Below are 24,105 nucleotides of genomic sequence, written 5' to 3'. Positions count from 1 at the left end.
GGCTCGCCCACAACGTAGAACACTTTCGGTGGCCGTGGAATGACGGGAATTCATCCTGCTCCCGCCGCTATCCCGGGTGTGCCGAGGTACGAGGTCGGCTTGCTCAACGAGGTGAGAGTCGCCGCGGACAAAGGATCTCGGTGGAGCTCAGATGGCGGCAGCGGGCGCGAGGCGACTGGCACCCAAGGCGGCCCTCGCGGCGTTCATCGCCTCCCGGACGCGGGCAGCTCCCTCGGCGGCGATGGCCGCCCCGTGGGGGGCTTCGGCCCGGCGCCCGCCAGGGCCTGCACACGCCCTGCAGATCCCCGTTCGAGGCACCGGGTCGTGGCACTTGGCGCATTCGGCGTACCGGGCCGCTGCGGGCCGCATCTCGGTCTGTTCAGGCGGCATCTTGCGCTCGAGGCGGTAGCGGAGCACCGCGACCGCCGAGTGCATCGGGGCCGGCAAGCCCGGCAGCAGCGCCTGGGCGAGGTCGGCTTGGGTCGCGCCGCGCTCCAGCCACTGCGCGACGAGGGGTGCGAGTTCCTCGGCTTCGGCCTGGCCGACCCGCAGGCGCGGCTCGGGGCGAATCACCCGGAACAGCGTGGCGACTGCATCGCGGACCTGTTCGTCCGGCAGCGCCACGGGCTGCTCGTCGGCTTCCTCGTCGAGGTCCTCCGCCCGCCCTCCCGTTCTCACCGGCGGCTCGTCGGCGGGGGCCGGCTCGCCAGCCTGCTGGGCAGGGAAGGAGGTTTCTTTCGCCAGGTTCTTTACAAGGACGTCAGCACCGCCGGTGGTCGCTTCACCGGAGACCGGACGGGTGGTACCCGGCAGCGCCAGCTGCGGGGTGTCGTAGACGTGGGTCTCGGTGATGATCGTGCCGTCTGACATGCGGATCTTCTCGACCCGATAGAAGCCGGCCTCGGTCAGCTCCTTCAGGGCCTTGCGGATCGCACCACGCCCCTGAGGGCTAGTGTCGGCCATGTGTCGACCGTCCTCTCGCCAGCCGTTCGGGCGGGAGAGGAGGTCCGCGAGCAGGCCGCGGGCGGTGTAGGACAGCCGCCGGTACTGCAGGACGCAGTTGGGCAGCACGGTGAAGTTACGTACGTGTTCGGTACGATGGACTCGCATCGGGAGTTCGCGCTCCTGGTGCCGGACCCCGGGATGTTCGCGCATCGCCGGGGTCGCCTATTTTCGGTTGGATCACGGACCGTACCACAACGACCAGGCGCACAAGGCGCGTTCACGCCACCAGCCTTGATCACATTCAAGGCGCGTCGTTGGTGGAGCCGTGTGCGGTGGCCAGTGCGGGTCCTCGGGGGCTGGCGTCGGCCGACTCGAACTTTCCGCCGACGATCACCCAGTGCGGGTCGATGTCGGGGCGAATACGCTCGATCCCGAATCACCGGCAGCGTGGTCACTGGGGTTATATACGCAGCTCAGAGATAGTGCTGGAGATGCTGGTGGTCACTGCTCGGCGGGACCTGCTGCCGACAAAACGTGCGTCTGGTGTCCTGCGGCCTTCCCTGTCTCGTCTCTCCGCATGGCGGTCATGGAGAGCTCGGCGAGGCGCGGTAGGAAGGCGACGTCCAGCTGTTCGACTGGGTGCAGCAGGCCGCGCTCGCAGGTCTCCGCGGTCCAGACTGTGCAGCTGGATCCCGAGTAGGCCGTGTTGATGCCGATCTCGCCCTTCGGGATGGTGCCGTTGAACGGTGTCGGGATGCCTTCGGTGTTCCAGTAGTTCCATGCTTCAAGGGCCTTGGCCTGCTCGAAGGCGAGGTAGAGCTGCGGGTAGCGGGAGAAGATCCGCATCTCGCGGAAGACGAGTTGCCCCAGCAGCTGCGGCGCAGTCGCGGCGACAGTGTCGAAGTCGGCTTCTCGGAAGGTGAAGGAGGCCGCGTCCTGGCCGGGCGCGAGTGCCACGCTGGCGAACAGGTGTGACAGGCGCCTCCTGGCGAAACTGGCTACCCCGGAGGTCAGGCCTGGCTCGATCTGCCCGACGAGCTGGAGGAGGCGTTCGTGTCCCGGGTTGAAGCGGGCCAGGTCGAAGAGCTGGTCCATGCCCTGGACCGCGGAGAATGCCAGCCTCTTGTAGAGGCGGTTGTTCATCTCTCCGAGCTGGGCGTACGCCATGGTCTCGGGGGCCATGGAGTTGAGCATCAGATACTCGGACAACACCTCGAAGTAGAGGTAGCCCAGGAACGGGAAGGCCGGCACGGTGGCGGCGAGCTGGTCGATGAACTTGGCTTCTGGCGCCGGCTTCCCAGCGGCGTTGGCGAGGAGGGTGTCGAGGAAGGGTGCCGCTGCACGGAGCCGCTTCATCACCACCCGACGGAGCTGGGCGTCCTCGGGCCCGGTGAGGAAGCTGCGGTGGGTGAGGTAGGTGCGCAAGTGGATGGCGCCCAACCGGAGGTAATCGATGCCCTTGGGTGGGACGGGGGCGTCGGGGGTGATCTCGAAGATCAGGGCGCGGGTGTGCTTCTTGGTCTCCAGGAGGTAGGAGCCGAGGTTGTGGGGGCGCAGGCCGGCGGGCTCGGGGGTGAGGGGCGCGCAGTAGAGGGCCGCGACCAGGCAGCCGGTGGAGGCGTAGAGGTGTCCGCTGGCGCGGATCGCGTTCAGGGCCACGGTGGTGTGCATCAGGTGGATGGGGCGCCCGGCGGCCAGAGTCTTGGTCATGGAGTTTCCGCTCAGCAGCCAACCGTTGGGCGTTTCGCGTTCGAGGTGGTGGCGCCAGTCGGCTTCGGTCTCGGCGAGACCGGACGGGCCAGGTCGGGTGGTGCTGCTGGTGTGGTCCGTGTGGGCGTTGTCCCACTCGTGGTGCATGGATGACCTCCTACTGCCGAGGGTTGAGGATCTGGCTGGCGTGGATGAGTGCCCCACGGTTGGTGGCGCCGTCGAGCCGAGCCTGTTCGCTTCGGACGACCAGGTCGAAGGCGACGGGGTGGAGCCAATCCGGGATGGCGATGCGCAGATGGGAGGGGTCGGGCCACCAGCGGATGAGGGGAAGCCGGTAGCGGTCCAGGCAGTCGGCCGCCTTTAGTAGATCGACCAGGTGAAGTGAGCTCCGGTAAGCGAGGTTCTGCTGCGAGGTGAAGCCCGCGTAAGGAAGGTCGTGGAGGCCGATCGCTGTGGCTGCCCGTTCGGCCAGGTCCGGCGGCAGTTGGCGGCCGAGCATGGTGGCCGTCACTGTGTGCTGGTTGCGGGTGAACCAGGCTGCTGCCCGCTGGCCGTGCCCTGGATCATCGCGGTCGTCTCGCCGCCGGCAGTCGTGGACCGCCGCTGCGGCGCACAGGGCCGCGGTGTGATCGCGGTCGAGCCCGCACTCCTGGGCGAGCAGACCGGCGAGCAGGGAGACGCGGGCGTTGTGCCGGATGCCGTGGATGGAGTCGACGAGCTGGGCCTCCGCGAACCAGGTGACGTCCGGTACCAGCATGAGCGGCGGATGTGGCAGGGTGGGCGGCGCGGCTGAGGCTTCGGGCCGGTTCCTGGCGATCCAGGCGAGTGTGTCCTGGTCCATGACCTGATGGGCGGGAAGGCTCCAGTTCTCGGCGAGTTCTCTGAGCGACGCGGCACCAGGCTTCGGCGTTCGTGAGGTCATCTCTGGTTCCTCGAAGGGAAGAGGTTCGGTGGGCGTCAAGCTGGGCGTGGCGGTCCTGACCATGGGCACGCGGCCGAAGGAACTGGCCGAGCTGCTGGCCTCGGTGGAGATGCAGACGGTCAAGGCCGCGAAGGTCGTGGTGGTCGGCAACGGGTGCGTGCTGCCGGAGCTGCCGGCGTGGGTGGAGAGCGTCCAGCTGGCGGAGAATCTCGGGGTGACCGGCGGCCGGAATGTCGCCTTGGAGCACCTGCGGGACGTGGACGTCGTGATCGACCTGGACGACGACGGCCTGCTGGTCGCGGACGACGTCCTGGCCCGGATCACCGCCCTGTACGAGGCGGAGCCCCGGCTGGGCATCGTGAGCTTCCGGATTGCGGACGAGACCGGCCTCACCCAGCGGCGCCACGTTCCCCGGCTTCGGGCTGGTGACCCGATGCAGGGTGGTGAGGTGACCAGCTTCCTCGGCGGCGGCCACGCGCTGTCGTCGAAGATGCTGGAGCAGGTCGGCGACTGGCCGGACTCCTTCTTCTTCGCGCACGAGGAGACCGACATGGCGTGGCGGGCGCTGGATGCCGGCTGGCGGGTGCTGTACGTCCCGGAGCTGCTACTGCAGCACCCGCGGACCAGCCCGACCCGGCACTCCTTCTTTTACCGGGTGAACGCCCGCAACCGGGTCTACCTTGCCCGCCGGCACCTTCCGGCCCTGCTGGTGCCGGTCTACCTCGGTGTGTGGGTGGCGCTCACCGTCGCCCGCACCCGGGACATGGCCGGGCTGAAGGCGTGGTTCGCTGGCTTCGCCGAGGGCTGGCGCACACCGTGCGGCCGTCGCAAGCCGATGCGCTGGCGCACAGTGTGGACCATGACCCGCCTGGGGCGCCCACCGATCATCTAGGCTGCCGCCGCCTGTTGCATCCAGTCAGGGATGGCGTCAGGGGTGGCCCTGAGCCAGGCCACGTATCGTGCGACGCCCTCCTCAACGGTGATGCTCGGCCTCCAGCCCAGCGCATCCTCCATCCGCTGGACGGAGGCGTACCCGCCCTCGGGGTCGCCGGGCGGCATCGGCGTCTCGACCAGCCGGATGTCCGGATGGTGGCTGCGGACCAGCTCGGCAACCTGCCGGATCGAAGTGCCGGTTCCGGTACCGATGTTGACGGTCGCGTTGTGTGCGCGGGGCGCGACCAGCGCGTACAGGGTGCCGGTGGCGATGTCGTCCACGTGGACCAGATCGCGGATCTGGTGGCCGCCGCCATTGAGGTGCAACGGAAGCCCGAGAGCGGCCCGCATGGCGAACCAGGCGACCACCCACGAGTGGCTGTTCTCCTTGACGACCTGCGGCTCGCCGTAGACGGAGAAGTACCGCACTACGGCGTACGAGGTGCCGCCGCCGAGCACGGCGGCGGTCTGGTACTCGCCCCAGACCTTGCTGTTCCCGTACACCGAGACCGGGGAGACGGCCGCGCCTTCGGTGAACTGCGCGGGCACGTGATCGTGCACGGGTTCCGGCGAGGTGCCATTGCCGTAGACGCTGGCGGAGGAGACGAACACCATCCTCTGCACCTGGTCCGAGGCGGCCACGGCGTCGAGCACGCGCTGGGTGCCGATGATGTTGGTGTCGATGGCGTCCAGGGGGCGGCGCGTGCAGGCGGCGACGTCGGCCAGGGCGGCAGCGTGGATCACGTAGTCACAGCCGGAGATCGCCTCGCTCATCAGCTCCGGGTCGGCGATGTCGCCGACGATGAAGTCCGGCTCGGTGGTGTTGATGCCGAACCGGTCGCGGTAGACCTCGGGCGGGTAGGCATCGAGCCTGCACACCGAGATGGGGCGGGCACCGAGCTGGCGGAGCTGGGACGTGATGCGGCTGCCGATGAGGCCGCCCGCTCCGGTGACCAGCACGGTCTTTCCTGAAAGCTGTTCGAGGGACAAGGGAGCTCCTTTGCTCGGTGGTTGATCAGCCCTCGCGGTGCTGCGGGCACCGGCAGATGGGCCAGGACGCGGATGGGTGGTAGGCCGCCGGGTCGGGCTCCGAGTCGACGATGACGACTCCGGAGTCGTCGTAACGGGTGCCGTCGGCCGAGACCCTGAAGGTGCGGATGTACAAGCCCTGGCGCCGTTCGGCGGGGAGCTTGAAGTCCGGGGAGTTCTCGTTTCTCACGCCGTCGACTCCCGGTACTGCTTGCGGCGACGTCGTCCAAGGGCGAGCTGACGCAAGACCTGGGCACGCCTTCGGGCGCGTTCCCGGTCCGGAACGATGACCGCAGTCCGGTCGCCGGCCGCCTGGATGCAGAGGTCCACGGTGTTCACGTCGTGCCCCCGGACCTGATGCTCCTGGTCACGTCGCAGGGCCACGGGCTCCCGCACCGTACGCACTGGCCGTTCTCGCTGCGGTGCTCGTCCAGCAGCATCCGGTTGTTGGTGGCCATGGTGCTCTCGGCCGTCGAGCTCGTAGACCGGCGCGAGGCCGACGAGTTGGGATCCACCAGCGTGGAGGGGCCGTTGAGGCTCCACGGGTGCGGTGTACGGTCGGCAGTCGTCATCAGCCTCTCCGGGTTCGCGAACTGGCGCGGCTGCCCGTCGGCGTCGAGGGACGCAACGACGGAGCTGCCGCAGACGGCCGCGCCGCGGGCTCCCTGCCGGTGTCGGCTGCACCCTGCGGAGCGGCATGTCAGTTAGTGAACCGCCCAACCGTTACCAGGAGTACGGTGTTGGACACGCAATGCGGTTTAAGCGGTTTAACGGCCAGTCAGGTAGGTGGGCGTTGGCGTCGGCGAGGGAACCGAACGAGAAGCTGCGGGCGGTCATCGACGAGACGAAGCTCTCGGGTGATGCGATCGCGCGCCTGGTCAAGCGGGTTGCGGCCGAGCACGACGAGTTTCCGGAGACCAACAAGTCGAGCATCACGCACTGGAAGAACGGGGGCCAGCCGTCCGGGAACGTCGGGCTGTTCCTGGCCGAGGCGTTGGGTCGTGCGCTGGGCGGCCGGGTGGTGACCCTGGAAGAGATCGGCCTGATCGCCCCCTTACTCCAAGTTCCCGACTGGGACGCCGATACGCTGAGCGCGCTGGCCGAACTCGGGAGAACCGACGTGGACGTGGAACGCAGGCGGGCGCTGGGGGTGGCGGTCTACTCGGTGGCCGCCCTCTCGCTACCCGGCGAGGACTGGTGGAGCCGCATGTCCGAGCGGGGCAGCGCGCGCAGCTCGGCCGCAACGCGACGGGTCGGCCCCGGAGACCTCGCCGCCGTCCGGGACATGACCACTCTGTTCTCCCAGGTGGACCAACGGCGTGGCGGTGCCCACGCCTGGACGTCCGTGGTGCAGTACCTGACCACCGACGTCACCGCCTACCTGTGCGGCAAGTTCACCGACGAGCGCGTTCGCCGCGACCTCTTCTCCTCAGCCAGCGAACTCGCCTACCTGGCAGGCTGGATGGCGTTCGACAGCGGTCGACACGCGACCGCGCAGCGGTACTTCACCGAGGCCGTGAAACTGGCGGCCGAGGCCGACGATGCACCCATGGCCGGCCATGTGCTGCGGGCGATGGCGCACCAGGCGATCGACCTCGGACACCACCAGCAAGCGCTGGCCTTGGCCGCCGCGTCCGTCGACGGCGCCCGGTACGAGCTCGCCTCCCCACGTGAGCGTGCCCTCCTGGGCGTCGTCCACGCCCGGAGCCTGGCCGCTGCCGGGCGCAAGAACTCCGCCGCCAAGGCGCTACTGCGGGCCGAGGACGATCTGTCCGCCGCCAGCGATGGCATCGAGGAGCCGGACCGGGTGTTCTTCTTCGGCGAGGCCAGCCTGGCTCACGAGACCGCGTGTGCCCTGCGCGACATAGGAGACCTCGATGGCTCCGTCCGCGAGTTCCACCACAGCGTCCGCACCCGCAAGACGACGAAGTTCACCCGCACCCACGCGGTGACGCTGGGATATCTCGGCTCTGTGTACGCGCAGATGAACAACATCGACCGGGCTTGTGCCACTTGGTCGCAGGCACTCGATGCCATGGACGGCGTACGGTCCGGCCGCACCCGGCAGGCCGCTGCCGATATGCGCACCCTGCTGTCCCCTTACCGGCGGCGCGGCGCTTCGTCGGTCAGCGAGATCGACGCGCGCGCCGCCGCGTACCTGTCCGAAACAGCCTGATGAGGAGCCACTGATGGCAGACCGTGAGACGTTCGAGGTCGAGGCACTCGGCCATGTGGTCGGCGGCCGGATCGAACCCACTGACGACTTCTGGGGTGGCACCCGGGCGATCATCCGGCTCGACGGGTCCCTCTTCACGCCCGACGCGACCAAGGGCCTGGAGGACTTCTCGCACCTGGAGGTCGCCTTCCGCTTCCACCTCACCGACCCGACCGATCTGAACCTCGGAGCCCGCCGGCCGCGGGACAACCCGGACTGGCCGGAGGTCGGGATCTTCGGGCACCGCAACATGCGGCGCCTGAACTGGCTCGGGGTCTCGCGCTGCCGCCTGATCAAGGTCGACGGTCTGGACCTCCACGTCGAAGACCTCGACGCCGTGGACGGTACCCCAGTCCTGGACGTGAAGCCGTGGTTCGCCGAGATGGGGCCGCGCGGAGAGCACCGCCAGGCCGACTGGACCACCATCATGCTCCGCGACTACTACGCACCAGCAGTGAGCGACTGACCCGGGGCGAGGTTCACCAAAGCTGCAGGCCGTCACTGAGCAGTGGCGGCCTGTAGCTTTGGGCAGGTCGTTCCCAGGTGGTGCCTGCGACCTCACACCGGGCCATCGGAGCGGCGCCCCGTCGTGAGGTCGGCCGGGGTGGGCTCAGCGGGTTCGGCGCTGAGGTGCGGTGGCCAGTGCGGTGGGCGGGGTTGCCGGGCTGGCCGGGCCGGTGGGAGCGGGCCGCTGGCCGGGAGAGATCGCCGTGGCTGCGCGTACGCGGGCGGCTTCGGCGGTGGGGTTGGGGGCAGGGTTGCGGCTGGTGTGCTGGATGCGGCCGAGGAGGACCTTGGCGGGCAGGCGGGCCGTGGTGAGTTCGCGCCGGGCGGCGGCCTCCTGGAGGAGTTGGCGGGGTTGGTGGCCGAGGGCCTTGGCGTCAGCGAGGACGGTGGCGAGGGCAGGCCAGTTGGGGTCGGCAAGGATCCGCGTCGCATGGTCGGGGACAGCGGAGCGGACGGCCCCGGCAAGGGTGTTGGTGATCTCCTTGCTCGGCTGACGGTGGGCGAGGGCGGCGAGGTGGTCGGCGGCGGCCTGGTCGTAGGCGGTCTGCAGGTGCTGGACGGCCTGCTGCGCGGCCTGAGCCTGCTGCTGGTGGCCACGCGCCTCGTGCCATCGGCTCGTGAGGATCGCCGCCCAGACAAGGGCCGCGACCATCACGGTGAGGGTGTTTCCGTCAGGCCCGTCGCCCGCGTGGATGATGTCGCGGGCGGCTTGGCGAAGGTCGGCGGCGGCCTGGTGGTCGGCGCGGATCTGGGAGCGCTGGGCGCGGACGAATGCCCTTGTGGCGGATCGCAGTTCGGCCCGCAGTTCCTGCGGGGCGGTCTGGGCGGTGGCGTTGATGATGTCGCCCAGCGCGGTGATCTGCGCCTGCGCCAGCGCACTGTCCCCGCCGGTTGCACCGGTGTCGTCGGTGAGGTGCTGGTGGAGAGTGTCGAGGGCGTCGGTGGTGCGCTGCCAGCAGGTGGTGGGCCGGTTGCGCCGGGCCGACGGGTGCTCCTCCGGGGTGCCGGTGGCGAGGCGGGCTCGGAGCTTGGGCAGGGAGAGGTCAGGTGCGAGCTTGCCGCCGGGGATGTAGATCTGCTCGTCGGCCTTGTTCACGTCGCCGGGGCGGCCGACCGAGTAGCCCTGGAGGTCTCCGGAGGGCAGGCGGCGGACCTTGACTTGGACGCCGTCGGCCTGCAGGTAGGCGAGGAGTTCCTCGACGCTCGCGGCGTGGGGGATGGCGTCGCGGATACGTTCCTGCAACCAGACGCGGCTGGTCTGCTGCCAGCCGAGGCGGTCGGCCTTGTGCATCTCGGCCTGGGTGGGACGGCGTTCGCCGGTCCGGTCGCCAGCGGGGACCTGGTAGAGACCGAGTTCGGTTTCGATGGCGCGGGCTTCGGCCTGGGCGCGCTTGCCGCTGTTGTGGAGCTTGGGGCGGCGGCCGTCCTCGCGGACGGTGGTGGCAAGGATGTGGATGTGGTCGTCCGCGTGGCGGACGGCGATCCAGCGGCAGCCGTGCGGATCGCGGTCGGGGGCGATGCCGGCGGCGTGGACGATGCGGCGGGCGATCTCGCCCCACTCGGCGTCGGACAGGTAGCGGTCGGTCTTGGCGGCGCGGACGGGGCAGTGCCAGACGTGGTCGGTGACCTTGCGGCCGAAGCCGCTGTTGCGCAGGTTGACCGGCTCGTCGAGGATCCGGGCGAGCTGGGTGAGGGTCGCGGCCGGGTCGCGGCCGGGGTCGGCCAGGCCGAGCGGGCTGAACGAGGCGACGATGTGCGGGTCGATGTGCTCGTCGTGGCGGCCTGGCCCGTACAGGTAGGCGAGCAGGCCGCGGGTGTTGTGGCCGGGGTCCTTGACGGAGGGGATCACGCGCTTGCACCTCCTTCGGGGCTGGCGGTGGGTATGAGCAGGGCTTCGGCGATGTCGCGGAGCAGGTCTTCCAGGCGGATCAGGCGCTCGCGGCTGTCGGGTTCGAGGCGGTCGTCGCGGTGGAGCACGTGGACCATCTGGTTGATGTTGTTGCCGACGGCGTTGATCTCCTGGCGGACCTCTGCCCGGAACTGCTGCAGGGCGAGGCGGTCGGTGTGCAGGGGCAGATCGACGGTGAACTCGCCCCGGATGAACGCCAGGGAGATGTCGCCGACGTATCCGGAGATCGTGTTCCCGTATCCGTGGCGGTCGGCGGCATCGAGCAGCTCGGCGTGCTCCGGCCGGGTGTATCCGACCGGTCCGACCTTCTTGGTTCGCCGGGTGCCGTTGGACTTCCGGATCTTCCCCTTGGGCATCGGCTGGGCGCCTTCGGGAGCGTTCAGTTTCGGGACATCGAGGGCGGCGGTGTTCTCGTGCAGGAACGCGGCACTGGCGGCGCGCATGCTCTCGGCGTTGTCGGTGGGCTGGTCGGTGCGGACGCGGGCGAGGATGTCGCGCTGCAGGGTGTTGAGCTGGTCCGGGTCCAGGCCGCCCTCAGCCGGGGCCTCCTGGCCTGGCGCGCCCTCGCGCCGGGCTTCCTCCGCCACCCCTGGGGCGGAGGACCCCAGACCCGCGCGAAGTGTCGGAGACTGGGTACAACTGGCTCCGCCAGGAGCCGAGTTGCCGAACGCGCGGAGCAGACGGCTGAACAGCCTACCGGCCTTCGCGCCCTGCTCGAGGACGGCGGGGTTGATGTCGAGGGGGTACTGCGGGTCGAGCACGGGGTCTCCGGATTTTCTGTCGGGACAGGCAGCTGGCTGGCGGCGGGGTGCGCGGGTGATGGTCCGGGCAAACGCCGGTTTTGCCGTGCCGGAGATGCGGTGTAGAAGGCGGCGGTCCGGGGCTTCACGCGGCCGGGGAGTAGGCGCGGTGCTGGGCCGGGTGCGGTGGAGCGGGCACCTCACCGATCGGGACTCGGCGAGGTGCCCAGAAGGACGCGGATCAGTCGTCGGCGGCCTGTTGGTGGGGCTCGTCGTCGGGGCGGAGCATCTTCATGACCTCGGTGAGCCGCTGGTCGGAGATCGTGAGGCCTTGTTCCCGGATGGCGTCGCGGACCACGGATCGGCTCAGCTTCCGGGCGTCGGTCCACGCCTGGAGGCCGATGGCGGCCAGTTCGTCCAGGGAAGCGCCTGGCGGGCGGCCGGCGGGCTTGGCGGTTGGGGGCTGAGCCGTATTTCCGCTCGGCCTCTGGCCTGCGGGTTCGCCGGGGACGGTGTCCTCGGTCCGGGCGTGCCCGGGGCTGCCCGGAACGGTCCACGGAAGGTCTTCGGCTGCTGCGGTCCGGCGGCGGGCCGTGGGCCGTTCCGGCGTCGCCTGCCCGACTCCGCTCTCGCGCGGCTCGTCTGTCGGCGGCTGAGCGGGGAGGCTGCGGTGTTCTGCGGGCCTCAGACCGCGCGCGGTTTCGCTCACCGCCCGGAAGGTTTCTTCGGCCGGGGACGGGTCGCCGGTCCGGGTGGCGGTGGGGTGGGTGTGGCGGGCGGTGATGATGCCGAGGTGGACGGATCCGGCGAGGGCGAGCGGGGCGACGGCGGACAGGAAGCCGACGGAGATGTCGCTCAGGTACAGATGGCCGGTGACCGCGAGGTTCTGCTGGTTGAGGCGGACGGCGTGCAGGACGTTAGCCCAGATGCTGGCCGTGGTGGAGGCGCCGAAGAGCAGCCAGACGTAGGCGCGGGCGGTCAGCGGCGCGGTACGCAGGATCAACAGCGCGCGAACGCTGTAGGCGATGAACCCGTCGATGATCAGCGGGAACACGTAGGTGAGCGGGCCTCGGACGTGGATCGCGATGGCCGTCTGGCGCAGAGCGTCGTAGGAGAGGGCGAAGCCGGCGATGGCGAGCAGGCCGATCGCGGCAAAGTCCCAGCCGGTCACACGGCTTGAGGTTGGAGCGGAGGCGGGCATGGCGGTGGTGTTCTTCCCGTCGGTGGTCGAGGTGTTGGGATGCCGGGTCTGCTGGGCGCGCACGCGTTCCCCCTCTTAAGGAGGGGGACGCGCGTGCAGCGGAGGCGGCGTGAACGGCATGCAGGTACGCGTGCGCTGTGGGCCCGGCGATTTCGGCGACCCGCGTGCACGGCGTGGGCGGTGCGTGGTGACCGGCGCGGCTGGTAAGGCGTGATCGGTCGCGTGGACCGCGCCGACAGGTGGCCGTGGGCCAGTCAGGAAACGGCGGCGATGTGGCGGACGGTGGAGCGGTAACGGGTCTGCTGGCCGCCGCCGGTCCCACCCGTGGCGCCGTCCTGCCGGGTGGCCTTGCCAGCCTTGACCAGGTTCTCCAGGCGCCTGCGGGCCTTCTCGATGTCGGAGCGGTCGGGGTCGGCCTCGCCGGTCAGTCGGCAGGCCAGCTCACGGGCGGTCATGCCCTGCGGGGCGGCGGAGAGGATGGCTGCCGGGTCGAGGGCCGCCTCGACGGTGGAGGTGCCCCGGGTGTGGTCGTGGACCACCGACAGCGGGCCGACGTCGCCGGTGACGGTCTTGAGCTGGTGCAGCTTGATGATCGGATCCCCGGCCGCGCCGGCCAGGAACAGCACGCTGCCGGCTCCGGCGGTGAACCACGCCGACCCGTACACCCGATCCAGCACAGGCCGCTCGCCGCGCTTCGCATCGCCGCCGGACTTGCGCTGGTGGTGCAGCTCCAGCAGCTGGGTACCGGAGCGAAGCAGCCGCTGGCGGGCGTTGTTGTAGGACAGGCCTGCCTCGTCGTCGGTGAGCTTGCCGACGACGTCCTTGAGGCTGTCGATGACCACGGTGTCCGCCCGGTGGGCCTCGGCCATCTCGGCCAGCAGGTTGGGCTCCCGGTCCAGCGACGCGGGAAGCGGTCCGGTCCAGAAGACCAGCCGCTCCGCGAGGTGGCGCCGGTCAGCGGGCAGGACGCGGCGGGCGAAGGCGCGGGCGATCTGCGGCGGGCGGTCCATCGCCAAGTAGAGGACGCGCTCGCCCTCGGCGACCGGCATGTCGAGTACGGCCGAGAGCAGGCCGAGGCGGGCCAGGACGATCTGGTGGGCGATCGTGGTCTTGCCCACGCCGGGCGGGCCGACCAGCATCAGGGACTCGCCGTCCGCCCAGGCGGTCTGCTCGCGGCTGCCCCAGATCGGGGCGACCTGGTCGCCGAGGTCCTGGACGAAGGACCAGCCGTCCACCGCGAACCTGGTCAGCCGCTGCCCCTGCACACCGAAGCCCCGGTCGGCGGCACTGGACAGCTCGGCGTCGAGCGCGGCCCGGATCCGCTCCGGATCGGCGCCCTCTGCGTCGGTCTGCTGCAGCAGGCGGACGGCGGTGGCCTGCCAGCGCCGCAGCTCGGCCTTCTCCCGCACGATCTGCGCGTGGTAGTCCGCGCCGGAAACCGGAACAGCGGCGGTGAACAGGCGGTGCAGGGAAGATGGGCCGCCGACACGGCTGAGGTTGCCGCCCTTGGCGAGCTGGGCGGCGACGGCGGTCGGGTCGGTCGGGGCGCCCTCGTCACGCAACGCGAGCAGCGCGCGCCAGATGTCGCCGTGGGCGGGCCGGTAGAAGTCGCCCGGCTCCAGGATCGGGCGGATCACGTCGATCGCCTCCGCCTGGAACATGCCGGTGCCCAGCACCATCGCCTCGGCGTCCAGGTCGTGCGGCGGCACCGGCAGCCCGCCCAGCCCGCCCGTGACCGGGAAGGCGGGATCGTCGTCCTGGAAGGGGGCTGCGGTTCGCGGGGCGGGAAACGTACGCTGGGACACGGAACTCCTTGCGCGGTGCCGTGCGGCTGGCAGGCCGGCGGCGCTCGTGTTGATCGTTTTTGTGGGCGGTCGTCAGGAGTCGTCTCGGCCCTTGGTGCTCCAACACCAGGGGCCGACCCCTTTCCCGGAGAATCCGCGCCATGCGCGGGCCCCGGGTGAGCGCGGTCAGGCCGCGAGGGCCACGGCACCGGCCGTGGCGGTCCCCAGCAGGTCGGCCAGGCGGGCCGTGCTGCGGGGGCTGATCGTCGTCCGGAAGCCGGAGCAGACCCTTTCCAGCGCTCGTGCGCGCTCGTCGGCTGGCCGTTCGGAAACTGAACGGCTACTGGCCACCCCGGCGCCGGGGCGGCGCAGGGCGATCACGGTCCCGTCGACGTCGGGGGCCGCTGCCTGAGGGTATGCGGGCAGGGTCAACTGAGCCTCCTCGCGGCCGGATGCGGGGCTGGCAGGCCTCTCGGGTGTACCAGGTCGCGCGGGTTGTGGGCGGTCGTCAGGAAGTCGGAGGCCTCGGGCCTGGTGCTCCAACACCGGGCCCGGGGTCGGGCGGCGGGCCGGACGCTGGCAGGCGTTCGGCTCGCTCCTCGACTGCTACGTCATGTCAGAAGCTCCTCGTTTCAGGGCAGGCTGGGGCATCCGGCGGCGGCACGAGGCCGGCGCCGTACACAGGTGACCACGAAGGGGCGGGTTTGGTACGGCCGGATTCCGGTGATAGAAGGCGCGCGACCGCGCCGGGAAGGAGGTCGTAGGGGCAGGGGAGATCACAGGCGGAATGGCGGGGGATGCGATTACTCAACGGCCCACTCCGGGCCCACGAGAACGACAATCGCCCGCGCGCGGCCGAATGCGTTCGGCCGATCTTGTGCTAGCGCGTGTTCGCCGCCTCGGCTGCCGTCAGAGCTGGTTCTGCTCGATGCCGATCCGGTCCCAGTCAAAGACTCCGGGCTTCTTCGTGGAGGCGTCGATGATCACGCCGGAGAACAGGAACCGCAGCACGGCGTTCCGCCGCTCGTCGGTCATCTCCTCCGCGAACCACGCGTCCCGCGCGCCGGGTCCGCTCAGCCCTTCGAGGAGCTTCATCGGCCTTACTGCCACCCGGCGTTGAGCCTTGGTGATACGTGCTTGTATCTCCTTCCTCATCTTCCGGTACTCGGCCGTGCTGATCTCCTTGGCCGTCCACATCCCGTTGAGCTCTTCGAGCTGCTGCTGATCCGCCTCGACCGCCTCGGCGGCGCTGTCCGTGAGCGAGGTCGTGGCCAACTGCCCGGAGACGGTGAGCTTGCCGAGCAGGTCGATCGCGGCGTCCCGGACGAAGTCCTCCAGCTTGATGGCCGCAATCCGTCGGACGCACTTCTTGTCGTCGTTGCGCGTCCTGCGGACGCAGAGGTACGAGGGGGAGCCGCCGACCTTGGTGCCAGACATGAGCGTTCCGCATCGGCCACACATCACCAGCCCGCGCAGCAGGTAGAACCGTCGGAGCTGCAGGTTGGTGTGGTGAACCTGGGATCGGAACTCACGCCGGGCGCGAGTCTCCGCCCAGATTCCGGCGTCGATGATGGCGGGCCAGTTGCCGGGTCCGAGCTCCTCGCCCTGGTGCATGCGGATCGCGGCGACGTGCCGTGAGTCGAGCAGCGCGCGGACGGTGCCCTGCGTCCAAGCCTTGCCGTAAACGGTCTTGATGCCGCGATTGTGGAGTATGAGGGCTATGGCGTACGGGTTCTTGCCCTTGAGGTAGAGGTCGAACACCTCGCGGACGATCTCGGCCTCCTCCTCCACGATCGTCACGCCGTCGGCCGAGTAACCGAACCGGCGCTTGCCGGTATGGGGCTTGCCCTCGTTCGCCCGGTCCGCGAGCGTGTCCTTCAGCCGCCGCGACGTGTCGTCGGAAGACCGGCAGGCGTGAGCCACCTCGATGCGGAGGATGAAGCGGTCGTCGGGGTCTGAGAGGTTCCGCCGGTTCGCCTCCCCGTGAAGGAGGATCTGGTGCTCGTCGGAGATCGTGAGCAGCTCTTCGAGGTCCCGGGGCTGCCGCATCAGCCGGTCGGGGTGGTAGACGATGATGTGGCGGAACTCCCGATCGCCCGCGCCCGCGAGGAGTTCGTCCCAGCCGGGACGCTTCCGGTTGCGGCGCCAGGCAGACCGGCTGTTGTCGACGAAGACGTGGCGCGGGTCGATGAGCAGGCCCCGGCGCTCCGCGATCTCGCGGCAGATCCGTTCCTGCCGGTCGACGCCGGTCTGGTCGTCGTCATTGGCGTGGGAGATCCGGCAGTAGATGGCCGCCGCCTCCCCCGGCGTGATCACCAGCTCTTGCTTCCCGTTTCGTCGCATGGACGGATTGTATGAACGAGGAATGGCCTCGCCGAACTTCCGGCACCCGGTGACGCTGGCGAAGGAGCTGATCACGCTGGACGACGTGTCCGGCGGGCGGGTCACGCTCGGGATCGGGGCCGGCGGGACGGGGTACGACGCGACGGCGATGGGGCAGGAGGCCTGGTCGCCGAAGGAGCGGGCGGACCGGTTCGGGGAGTTCCTGCCGCTGCTGGACGAGCTGTTGAGGAACGACGCGACGACGCGCGAGGGGACGTACTACTCGGCCGTCGAGGCGCGGAACATCCCCGGCTGCGTGCAGACGCCGCGGCTGCCGTTCTACGTCGCGGCCGCCGGCCCGCGCGGGATGCGGCTGGCCGCCGAGTACGGGCAGGGCTGGGTGACGTACGGGGACCCGAAGGGGCCCGCGGACGTGCCGGTGGAGCAGGCGCCCGGGGTGATCGCCGCGCAGATCGAGAAGCTCACCGCGGCCTGCGAGGTGAAGGGCCGGGACGTCGCCACGCTGGAGAAGATGCTGCTCCAGGGCTCGACGGCGGAGAAGCCGCTGCAGTCGCTGGACGCCTTCGTCGACTGGGCCGGTACGTACAAGGAGCTCGGGATCACCGAGCTGGTCGTCCACTGGCCGGTGCCGGACTCGATCTTCGCCAACGATCTCGCCGTCTTCGAGCGGATCGCCACCGAGGGCCTCGCCCAGCTGGGCTGAGCACCGCCGCCGGGCGGGGCGGTATCGGCCCGCCCGGCGACCGAAAGGCGTCGCCGCGGTCCGCAGATGACGCCAACTACGCTGCTCCTCAGGAGCGTCGGGGTCGACTGCGGCGATGCTGCGAGGGGCCCGCGGGGCAGGTGAGACCGATGGGGCTATTCGTTCGCTATCGGTGGACGGCCGCCCGGGCTCCGGTGGGCGAGGGGCGCTCGAAAGGAGGTCGATGGCGGCGGACGGTTGTGTGGTGACCACGAGGACGACAGCAGCCGGTCCTCGACACCACACCACGGAGGATCCCGCGATGTTCACCACCACCAAGAAGCAGCGCAAGGTCGTCGGCGGCATCGTGGGTGCCGCGCTCACCGCGCTGCTCGGCCTCGGTCTCTCGGTCTCCCCGCTCACCACCGACGACACCCACTGGGGCAACCCGACCCCGGGCGGCGTGCACGTGACCGCCGATGGCGGCGTCGTCCCCCACCCGGCCGACACCCACTGGGGCTGATCCTCCCGCACGCCTTCCGGCACGCCTCCTGGTGCGGCTGCGCGGCCGTCACACCAACGGGGCTTCGAGCTGCAGGAGTTCCCGGGCGGCCACCGGTCCGGCCGGTCAGCGCACCGCGCCGTGACCCCCGAGCCGGGGCGCCCCGTTCGATGCCCCCTGGGGCGCCCCGACGACCTCTGCCACGGCCGGCTCCGCCGCGCGGGCGGGCGCGAGCGTGACCACCGAGGTCAGCAGCAGCCCGCCGCGCGCCAGCCAGCGGCCGGAGTAGTCCGCGCGCAGCCCGAGCTCCCGCTCCGGCGGGGTCAGCAGCAGGCGCGCGTGGAACGTCCCCTCCGGCGTGAGGGTGAGGTCGGCGTCGGAGAAGTCGAGGATGCGCCGGCCCTGCGGGAACCAGGCCTTGTAGACGCTCTCCTTCGCGCTGAACAGCAACCGCCCCCAGTTCACCGGCTGCGGGGCGGTTCGCCGCAGTTCCCGCAGCCGCGCGTACTCGCCGGGCGAGGCGATCGACTCCAGCAGGTCCTCGGGGAGCGGCTCGTCCGGCTCGACGTCGATGCCGAGCGCCAGCACGTCCGCCGTGCGGGCCACCGCCGCGGCCCGGTAGGCGGTCGCGTGGGTGATGCTCCCCAGCACCCCGGCGGGCCAGCGCGGCTCGCCCAGCGGCCCCGGCGGCACCGCCACCGGCGGCAGCCCGAGCCGGGCCAGCGCCCGGCGGGCGCACAGCCGCGCGGTGGTGAACTCCCGCCGCCGGGACTCCACCGCCCCGGAGATCCGGGCCGCCTCCTCGGGGTGCAGCGGCCCCTCCAGGCTGTCGTCGAACGCCTCGGCCGAGGCCACCTCGGGGGGCAGGATGTCTTCCATCACGGCATCTCACCGCCTTCGCGCATCGGAGGAACAAGGACCCGGGGGGACCGGGACGGACAGCGGGCAGGGCCTCTCGGGGCCCTGCCCGTCGCCGTTCCCACCGCCGGGTCGTGGTGGAGGGGCCGGCTCAGGCGATGCGTTCGAGGTAGCCCTCGACGGCATCGGCGGCGACGGCGGGGCCGCTGGTCCCACGGACGACGTCGCGCAGGGAGCCGAGCTTCTCGGCGGTGGCCGGATCGCCGAGGACGGCCTCGACGGCCTCGCGCAGCGTGGCGGCGGTGGTGGCCTCGCGCGGCAGGTGCCGGCCGAGGCCGAGCTCCTCGACGCGCTCGGCGGTGGCCCGCTGCTCGCTCGACTGCGGGACGACGACCATCGGGACGCCGTGGGCCAGTGCCTCCATGACGCTGTTCATGCCGCCGTGGGTGACGAACAGGGCGGCCTGAGACAGCACGTCGAGCTGGTTGACCTGCCGGTGCACCTCGACGGTGGCGGGCAGCTCGCCGAGCGCGGCCGGGTCGGCGTGGTCGCCGACGGCGAGCACGACGCGGTACCGGCTGTCGGCGAAGGCCTCGACGGCGGCCGGGAAGAACTCGGCGAAGCCGGTGAAGGCGGTGCCCAGCGAGATGAACAGCACCGGTTTGCCGCCGGGGTTGGTCCAGCTGCCCTGGAAGGCCGAGCGGTCGCCGAGGCAGGGGCCGGTGAAGACGAAGCGCTCGTCGAAGGTGTCGCCGTCGTAGTGGAACTCGCGCGGCAGGAAGATCAGCGCCAGGTCCTCGATCGCGCTGAAGAACTCGGCCGGATCGACACCCTCCAGGCCGACGGTCGGCAGGAAGTCGGCCAGCCGGCCCGTCAGCTCGATGACCTCGGGGGCGGCCTCGGGAGCCGGCGGGAAGCGCGACCGGATCGAGAAGGCCTCGTTCGAGCCGTACGACGGGTGCAGGCGGACGGTCGGGATGTTCCACTTGGCGCCGAGGAACCGGGCCGCCCAGGCCATCTGGTCGTACAGGATGACGTCGGGGCGGTCGTTCTCGTAGACCTCCTCGAAGCGCTTCAGCGTCTCGACGGCCTCGTCGAGGAGGCGCAGGCCCTCGGCGGGCAGCGCCTCCGGGGTGTACGGGTGGGTGTAGTGGTCGCCGAACACCGAGGTGTAGAGGACGGGTTCGGCGCCGGCGGCCTCGACCGCGCACCGGAAGTGCGCGGTAACGGCGTAGCTGACGCGGTGGCCACGGCGGGCGAGCTCCTCGACCACCGGCAGGGTCGGGTTGACGTGGCCGGCCGCCGGGATGTTGAAGACCGCGATGTGAGCGGACAAGTGACGATCCTTCCGTTGAACTGGCGTGGTTCGGTGGGTGCCTGGAACGGCACATGTCTCTCAGCCCGCGCGACGGACGATCAGCTTCTTGATCTCGGCGACCCGCAGGTGCGGGGCCACCAGCTCCGGGGTGCCGACGAGTTCGAGGTCGCCGAGCACCGGCAGCACCGCGCACAGGATCGCCCGCAGCTGCAGCCGGGCCAGGTTGGCGCCGAGGCAGAGGTGCTCGCCGGAGCCGCCGAAGGAGAAGTGCGGGTTGGCGGTGCGGGTGATGTCGAAGCGGTACGGGTCGGGGAAGGCGTCGCCGTCCCGGTTGGCCGCCGGGTACCACAGGACGACGGTCTCGCCCTTGCGGATCAGCCGGCCGCGGATCTCGGTGTCCTGGGTGCAGGTGCGGGCGACGTGGATCGCGCTGGAGGTCCAGCGCAGGATCTCCTCGACCGCGCTGTCGACCAGCGCCGGGTTGGCCCGCAGCCTGGCCAGCTCCCGCGGGTGCTCCAGCAGGGCCTGGATGCCCCCGGCGGTGGCGTTGCGGGTGGTGCTGTTGCCGGCCACCAGCAGGTCGAGGACGGTGTAGAGGATCTCGTGGAACTTCAACGGCCCGCCGTTGATCCGGGCCGCGACCAGGCGGCTGAGCACGTCGGTGCCGGTGCCGCCCGAAGCGGCGGCCATCCGCTCCCGGACGAGGGTGGCGAGGTACCGGTTGAGCGCGGTGTCGTCGCGGCCGACCGCGGCCTCGGCGTCCTCGCCCTCCGGCCGTCCGTCCGGGTCCGCCTGGCCGTCCGCGTCGGCCTGGTCGGCCTGGTCGGCCTGGTCGGCCGAACCCGCCGTGCCCTCGGTCCAGTTGAAGACGTCGTCCCAGTCCTGCCGCGGCACGCCGACCAGCTCGCAGATCGCGGCGACCGGCAGCCGGGCGGACAGGTGCTCGGCGACGTCGGCCTCGCCGTGGCGCTCCAGGCGGTCCGTGAACTGCCGCACGTAGCCGGCGGCCAGTTCCTCGAAGCGGGCCTCCAGGGCGGCCATCGCCTTCGGGGTGAAGCAGGGCGTCATGATCCGCCGGATCTGCCGGTGGCGCGGCAGGTCCATCCGGCCGAGCGCCGGCGGGTCGTCCGGGCTGTGGCCGAAGTGCGCGGCCTGTACCTCCCGTTGGCGCTCGAACCGGTCGACGGCGTCCGGGGTGTCGATGGTGACGCGCTGGGCGCTGGAGAAGATCTGCGGGTTGCGCGAGACCCAGGCGATGTCCTCGTGCTTGGTCAGCACCCAGAACGGCTCGAAGCCGGGGCGCTGGTACCAGAAGACCGGCGCCTCGCGCCGCAGCAGGTCGAACTCCTCGTAGGGGTAGCCGCGTTCGGCGTACGCCTGCTCGCTGGTGATGTCCAGGCTGTCCAGGGTGAGCACGGTGGTCTCCTCCGCTCTATCGGGTCGTGTGCTGCTGGAGGAAGGCGAGGACCGCGGCGGCCGGGTCACTGCCGTCCTCCAGCAGGACGGCCTGCGGCGCCTCGTGCGCCAGCCGCTTCGCCAGGCCGGCCGGGGTCTGCGGGCCGTCGCCGGGCAGCACCAGCAGCGGGGCCGGGAACTCGCCCATCCACGCCTCGGGGACGCTGAACCAGGCGGAGCCGTCCGGCCACAGGCCGTCCCGGAAGCGGACCAGCAGGCTGATGTAGTTCTCCCGGCGGACGGCGCCCAGCTCGGCGCGGAACTCCGGGTCGTCGTGCAGGCGCTGGCCGAACGGGCCGGCGGCCGGGTTGTCGGCGAAGCGGCCCGCGCGCTCGGCGGCGGCGAGCACCCCGGCGACGCCCTCGGCGCGCGTCCAGCGCATCGCCTCGTCGAAGGGGCCGTAGAAGGTGCCGAGGGTGTTGCCGTCGTCGCGGCCGGCGGGCCGCAGGCAGACCACCGAGCGGACCCGCTCGGGCGCGTCGTGGGCGAGCCGCCAGGCGTGCACGCTGCCGCTCCCGGCGGCGAGCAGGTGGGCCTGCTCGACGCCCAGCTCGTCCAGGACGGCCAGCTGGTCGGCGGCGGTCTGCGCGTAGTCGAAGGGCAGCGCGGGGGCGTGGCTGGCGCCCGCGTGCCGCTGGTCCAGCACGATCACCCGGAAGTGCGCGGCCAGTTCGCGGACCGGGTGGTACGACTCGGCCTCCCAGGAGGCGGCATCGCTGCTGACCCCGCCGGGGGCGAGCAGCAGCACGGGGAATCCCTCGCCGTGCACCTGGTAGTGGATGCGCGCGCCGTCCGGGCGCAGGATCTCGGGCATGGGTGTCTCCGTGAGGTCAGTGCGCGGTGCCGGCTGCCGGACGGCGGGCGTGAGCGCGGCGGGATCCGTAGAGGGGGGATCGCTCGGACGGAAAGGAATTCCGAGGCCCGGGACGGGAACACTTCACCGACCCCGGGAGCAGGCCCGGAACAGTTCCGTCGACGATCAAGTGCCGGCCGCGACGCGGCGGCGCGGGGTGGCCGTGGTGGCCGTGGTGGCCGTGGTGGCCGTGGTGGCCGTGGTGATCAGTTCATGCTGGGTGTCGGTGCGCACAGCCGGCCTCCGTCCCGGGTGAGCAGTCCGTGCCGGACCACGCCCAGGCCCCGGACCAGTGCGATCTCGTACAGCCGGCTGGCCAGCGCGACCTCCAGGCCGGGCACGCCGCGCAGGTCCACCAGGACGCTCTCGCCCGCGAACTCCCGGCCGGCGCGCGGCCGGCACAGCTGGTCGCCGAGCGCCATCGGCTCGGGGGCGACCCGGTAGCCGGCCCGGACGGGCACCGCCACCCGCTCCCGCTCCCGCTCACCGACCGCCGACAGGTCGTCGACCAGGATCCGGCCGACCGCGCGGGCCAACGACTCGGCCGGCGGTTCGCCGGTGGCGTTGACCAGCACCGCTCCGCGGGCCAGCATCCCCAGCTCGACCTGCCGGTAGGCGGCCGCCGGCAACCCGGGGGCGAGCACCACCAGGTCGGTGCCGAGCAGCGCCCGATCGAGTTCGACGGGCCGGGACAGCATCAGCCCCCGGTCGGCGGCGTGCGCGGTCAGCTGCGGCGTCGGCCAGCCCTGCTCGCCGTGCGACGGCCAGAGCGCGACCTCACCGAGGTTCACGACGTGGTTGACCAGCGCGGTCAGCAGCCCGGCGACCGGAGCACCGGTGCCGATCACCGCCGCGGTGGCCACCCGGGCCGCCAGCAACTCCCGTGCGGCCAGGGCGGTCAGCGCGGCGACGGCCAGCGAGCGCAGTGCGGAGCGCGGCAGCAGGCAGACCCCGCCCACCCGCTCGTCGTGCAGCATCACCCGGTCCGGGTGCTCCGTCGCCGCGAGCCTGCTGCCGCGCCGCGCGTCCGGCTGGTCGGCCCCCCACGCACTGCGCCGCAGTGCGTCGGCGGCCAGCGACACCAGGTCGGCGTCGCCGAAGGCGACGAGACAGTCCCGCTCGCCGATCTCCACCGTCGCGTACCCCATCGGACCTGCCCCCTGTCGTGTGCCTGTTCCCCCGCAGGACACACCATGTCGCTCCGGCCTATCCGGGCCCTATCAGGCCCCCGAAGGCCCCTCCGATAGCGATCCGACAGCACGGGGCCGTAGTGGCCGCCGGGATTCCACCGCGGTCGCCCCCGACAGCTTCCGGGCGCCCGCACTGTTGCCGGAGAGCCACTGCGCCCCGCTGGATCGCGTCCGGCGGGGCGCAGTCAGGGCCGCGACCACGGCGTCGCGGACCGGCGCCTCGGCCGGCCGGGGCGAAGGTTCGCGGCGGGCCCGAGGAACCGGTGCGGGCGGAGGGCCGGCCCGCCCGGCGTCACCGCGCCCTGAGCATGACGGTCAGTCGAGGAGACTCGGGCGAGGGCGGCTGGCTGTTGAACGCGCGGTAGCCCCAGGACTCGTACACGGCCTGGACCTTGCCGTCCCCGGCGAGCGGGTTGACCATGAGCGTCACGCGGTCTTCGGCGCGCCGGGCGAGCAGTGCGTCGTGCAGGCGGCGGGCCGTGCCGGTCCCGCGCCACGGGGTGCGGACACCGATCTCCTTGATGGCCAGCACGGGGGTGTCGGTGAAGCCGTCCGGCAGGAGTTCGGCCATGCGCTTCCAGTACCGGTCACCGGCGTCGACGGTGTTGCCGTAGGCGTACCCGACCGGGGTGTCGCCGTCGTAGCCGAGGACGAGTCCGAAACCGGGCTCACCGAGGTGCCGGTCGAGGCGCTCGGCGAACGCCTCGACGCAGTAGTTCGCCAGGTGCAGCAGCGGCGCCCGGACATCCGCGTACACGTCCATCAGGTCCTGCCGGGTCTCGGCGGTCAGGGCCGTGTGATGGCGGAGCTCGACGGTCATGCGGTGGTCCCCCTGGTGTCGCGTGCGTGTTCGGCCTTGGTTCGGGCCGGGTTCGGGCCGGTTCGGGCCGGGTTCGGGCCGGTTCGGGCCGGTCTGCTGTCGGTGGCGAGGCCGACGAGCGTGGTGCCGGCGGCGTTCAGCATGCCGGTCACGCGGGAGGTGGGGCCAGCGGACGTCGATTCCCGGGCG

22 protein-coding genes and 1 pseudogene are annotated in these 24,105 nt (G+C 71.3%); 5 read left to right on the top strand and 18 right to left on the bottom strand.

What is annotated here, in order from left to right; all coding sequences use genetic code 11:
* Positions 1–147 precede the first annotated feature (147 nt).
* From ACPC54_RS05025 to ACPC54_RS05015, 3 genes are all read right to left on the bottom strand, one after another.
* The gene (locus ACPC54_RS05025; RefSeq protein WP_498961282.1) at positions 148–1,155 is read right to left on the bottom strand and encodes a hypothetical protein; all 1,008 of its coding nucleotides are present in this window, start codon (positions 1,153–1,155) and stop codon (positions 148–150) included.
* A 291-nt stretch (positions 1,156–1,446) separates the two neighbouring features.
* The gene (locus ACPC54_RS05020; RefSeq protein ID WP_498961280.1) at positions 1,447–2,802 is read right to left on the bottom strand and encodes a hypothetical protein; all 1,356 of its coding nucleotides are present in this window, start codon (positions 2,800–2,802) and stop codon (positions 1,447–1,449) included.
* 10 nt (positions 2,803–2,812) lie between these two features.
* Positions 2,813–3,577: a hypothetical protein gene (locus ACPC54_RS05015; RefSeq protein WP_498961278.1), complete on the bottom strand. Its 765-nt coding sequence runs from the start codon at positions 3,575–3,577 to the stop codon at positions 2,813–2,815.
* 61 nt (positions 3,578–3,638) lie between these two features.
* Here ACPC54_RS05015 and ACPC54_RS05010 point away from each other — a divergent pair, with 61 nt between their 5' ends.
* Entirely contained in the window at positions 3,639–4,469 is an 831-nt protein-coding gene (locus tag ACPC54_RS05010) for a glycosyltransferase family 2 protein (RefSeq protein ID WP_498961563.1), read from the top strand.
* On the opposite strand, the gene ACPC54_RS05005 is transcribed toward ACPC54_RS05010, so the two are convergent.
* The 3 genes from ACPC54_RS05005 to ACPC54_RS04995 form a co-directional block, all read right to left on the bottom strand.
* Positions 4,466–5,500 carry an NAD-dependent epimerase/dehydratase family protein gene (locus tag ACPC54_RS05005; protein ID WP_498961276.1) on the bottom strand — a complete coding sequence of 345 codons (1,035 nt, stop codon included), beginning with the start codon at positions 5,498–5,500 and terminating at the stop codon, positions 4,466–4,468. The two genes, ACPC54_RS05010 and ACPC54_RS05005, sit on opposite strands and share 4 nt — an antisense overlap.
* Before the next feature lie 25 nt (positions 5,501–5,525).
* Positions 5,526–5,729, bottom strand: coding sequence for a hypothetical protein (locus tag ACPC54_RS05000; RefSeq protein WP_498961274.1), 204 nt, complete (start codon positions 5,727–5,729; stop codon positions 5,526–5,528).
* A gap of 145 nt (positions 5,730–5,874) precedes the next feature.
* On the bottom strand, positions 5,875–6,111 hold the full coding sequence (locus ACPC54_RS04995) for a hypothetical protein (protein ID WP_498961272.1): 237 nt from the start codon (positions 6,109–6,111) through the stop codon (positions 5,875–5,877).
* Between the two features lie 221 nt (positions 6,112–6,332).
* On the opposite strand from ACPC54_RS04995, the gene ACPC54_RS04990 reads away from it, so the two are divergent.
* Both ACPC54_RS04990 and ACPC54_RS04985 read left to right on the top strand, forming a co-directional pair.
* Positions 6,333–7,715: an NsdA family TPR-like regulatory protein gene (locus ACPC54_RS04990; RefSeq protein WP_498961270.1), complete on the top strand. Its 1,383-nt coding sequence runs from the start codon at positions 6,333–6,335 to the stop codon at positions 7,713–7,715.
* 13 nt (positions 7,716–7,728) lie between these two features.
* Entirely contained in the window at positions 7,729–8,220 is a 492-nt protein-coding gene (locus ACPC54_RS04985) for a TrmO family methyltransferase domain-containing protein (protein WP_498961268.1), read from the top strand.
* 144 nt (positions 8,221–8,364) lie between these two features.
* Here the strand turns inward: ACPC54_RS04985 and ACPC54_RS04980 are convergent, their stop codons facing one another.
* The 6 genes from ACPC54_RS04980 to ACPC54_RS04955 all read right to left on the bottom strand — a co-directional run bounded on the left by ACPC54_RS04980 (position 8,365) and on the right by ACPC54_RS04955 (position 16,238).
* A complete protein-coding gene (locus ACPC54_RS04980) occupies positions 8,365–10,110 on the bottom strand; it encodes a relaxase/mobilization nuclease domain-containing protein (protein ID WP_498961266.1) in 1,746 nt (581 codons plus the stop codon).
* Positions 10,107–10,757 (bottom strand): plasmid mobilization relaxosome protein MobC, encoded by a 651-nt coding sequence (locus ACPC54_RS04975; protein ID WP_498961264.1) that lies wholly within the window; start codon positions 10,755–10,757, stop codon positions 10,107–10,109. The genes ACPC54_RS04980 and ACPC54_RS04975 overlap by 4 nt, the downstream gene beginning before the upstream one ends.
* 394 nt (positions 10,758–11,151) lie before the next feature.
* The gene (locus tag ACPC54_RS04970; protein ID WP_498961262.1) at positions 11,152–12,174 is read right to left on the bottom strand and encodes a DUF2637 domain-containing protein; all 1,023 of its coding nucleotides are present in this window, start codon (positions 12,172–12,174) and stop codon (positions 11,152–11,154) included.
* A gap of 191 nt (positions 12,175–12,365) precedes the next feature.
* Positions 12,366–13,916 (bottom strand): DnaB-like helicase N-terminal domain-containing protein, encoded by a 1,551-nt coding sequence (locus ACPC54_RS04965; RefSeq protein WP_498961260.1) that lies wholly within the window; start codon positions 13,914–13,916, stop codon positions 12,366–12,368.
* 165 nt (positions 13,917–14,081) lie between these two features.
* Positions 14,082–14,327, bottom strand: a complete 246-nt coding sequence (locus ACPC54_RS04960) for a hypothetical protein (protein WP_498961258.1) — start codon at positions 14,325–14,327, stop codon at positions 14,082–14,084.
* Positions 14,328–14,804: 477 nt separating this feature from the next.
* Positions 14,805–16,238: a recombinase family protein gene (locus ACPC54_RS04955; RefSeq protein WP_498961256.1), complete on the bottom strand. Its 1,434-nt coding sequence runs from the start codon at positions 16,236–16,238 to the stop codon at positions 14,805–14,807.
* A 22-nt stretch (positions 16,239–16,260) separates the two neighbouring features.
* On the opposite strand from ACPC54_RS04955, the pseudogene ACPC54_RS04950 reads away from it, so the two are divergent.
* Both ACPC54_RS04950 and ACPC54_RS04945 read left to right on the top strand, forming a co-directional pair.
* Positions 16,261–16,941 (top strand): annotated as a pseudogene (locus ACPC54_RS04950) (LLM class flavin-dependent oxidoreductase); the annotation flags it as partial.
* Positions 16,942–17,242: 301 nt separating this feature from the next.
* Positions 17,243–17,443 carry a hypothetical protein gene (locus ACPC54_RS04945; RefSeq protein WP_498961254.1) on the top strand — a complete coding sequence of 67 codons (201 nt, stop codon included), beginning with the start codon at positions 17,243–17,245 and terminating at the stop codon, positions 17,441–17,443.
* 105 nt (positions 17,444–17,548) lie between these two features.
* Here the strand turns inward: ACPC54_RS04945 and ACPC54_RS04940 are convergent, their stop codons facing one another.
* The 6 genes from ACPC54_RS04940 to ACPC54_RS04915 all read right to left on the bottom strand — a co-directional run bounded on the left by ACPC54_RS04940 (position 17,549) and on the right by ACPC54_RS04915 (position 23,916).
* Positions 17,549–18,301: a 4'-phosphopantetheinyl transferase family protein gene (locus tag ACPC54_RS04940; protein WP_498961252.1), complete on the bottom strand. Its 753-nt coding sequence runs from the start codon at positions 18,299–18,301 to the stop codon at positions 17,549–17,551.
* A gap of 130 nt (positions 18,302–18,431) precedes the next feature.
* Positions 18,432–19,616 (bottom strand): macrolide family glycosyltransferase, encoded by a 1,185-nt coding sequence (locus tag ACPC54_RS04935; protein WP_498961251.1) that lies wholly within the window; start codon positions 19,614–19,616, stop codon positions 18,432–18,434.
* Positions 19,617–19,676: 60 nt separating this feature from the next.
* Entirely contained in the window at positions 19,677–21,014 is a 1,338-nt protein-coding gene (locus ACPC54_RS04930; RefSeq protein WP_498961249.1) for a cytochrome P450, read from the bottom strand.
* 16 nt (positions 21,015–21,030) lie between these two features.
* On the bottom strand, positions 21,031–21,867 hold the full coding sequence (locus ACPC54_RS04925) for an alpha/beta fold hydrolase (RefSeq protein ID WP_498961247.1): 837 nt from the start codon (positions 21,865–21,867) through the stop codon (positions 21,031–21,033).
* Between the two features lie 245 nt (positions 21,868–22,112).
* Positions 22,113–23,054 (bottom strand): hypothetical protein, encoded by a 942-nt coding sequence (locus ACPC54_RS04920; protein WP_498961245.1) that lies wholly within the window; start codon positions 23,052–23,054, stop codon positions 22,113–22,115.
* Between the two features lie 334 nt (positions 23,055–23,388).
* On the bottom strand, positions 23,389–23,916 hold the full coding sequence (locus ACPC54_RS04915) for a GNAT family N-acetyltransferase (protein WP_498961243.1): 528 nt from the start codon (positions 23,914–23,916) through the stop codon (positions 23,389–23,391).
* Between the last annotated feature and the right edge of the window lie 189 nt (positions 23,917–24,105).

The sequence above is a fragment of the Kitasatospora sp. NPDC094028 genome, from assembly GCF_049543595.1.
GTDB lineage: Bacteria > Actinomycetota > Actinomycetes > Streptomycetales > Streptomycetaceae > Kitasatospora.
This window is presented reverse-complemented; position numbering and strand designations above follow the sequence as displayed.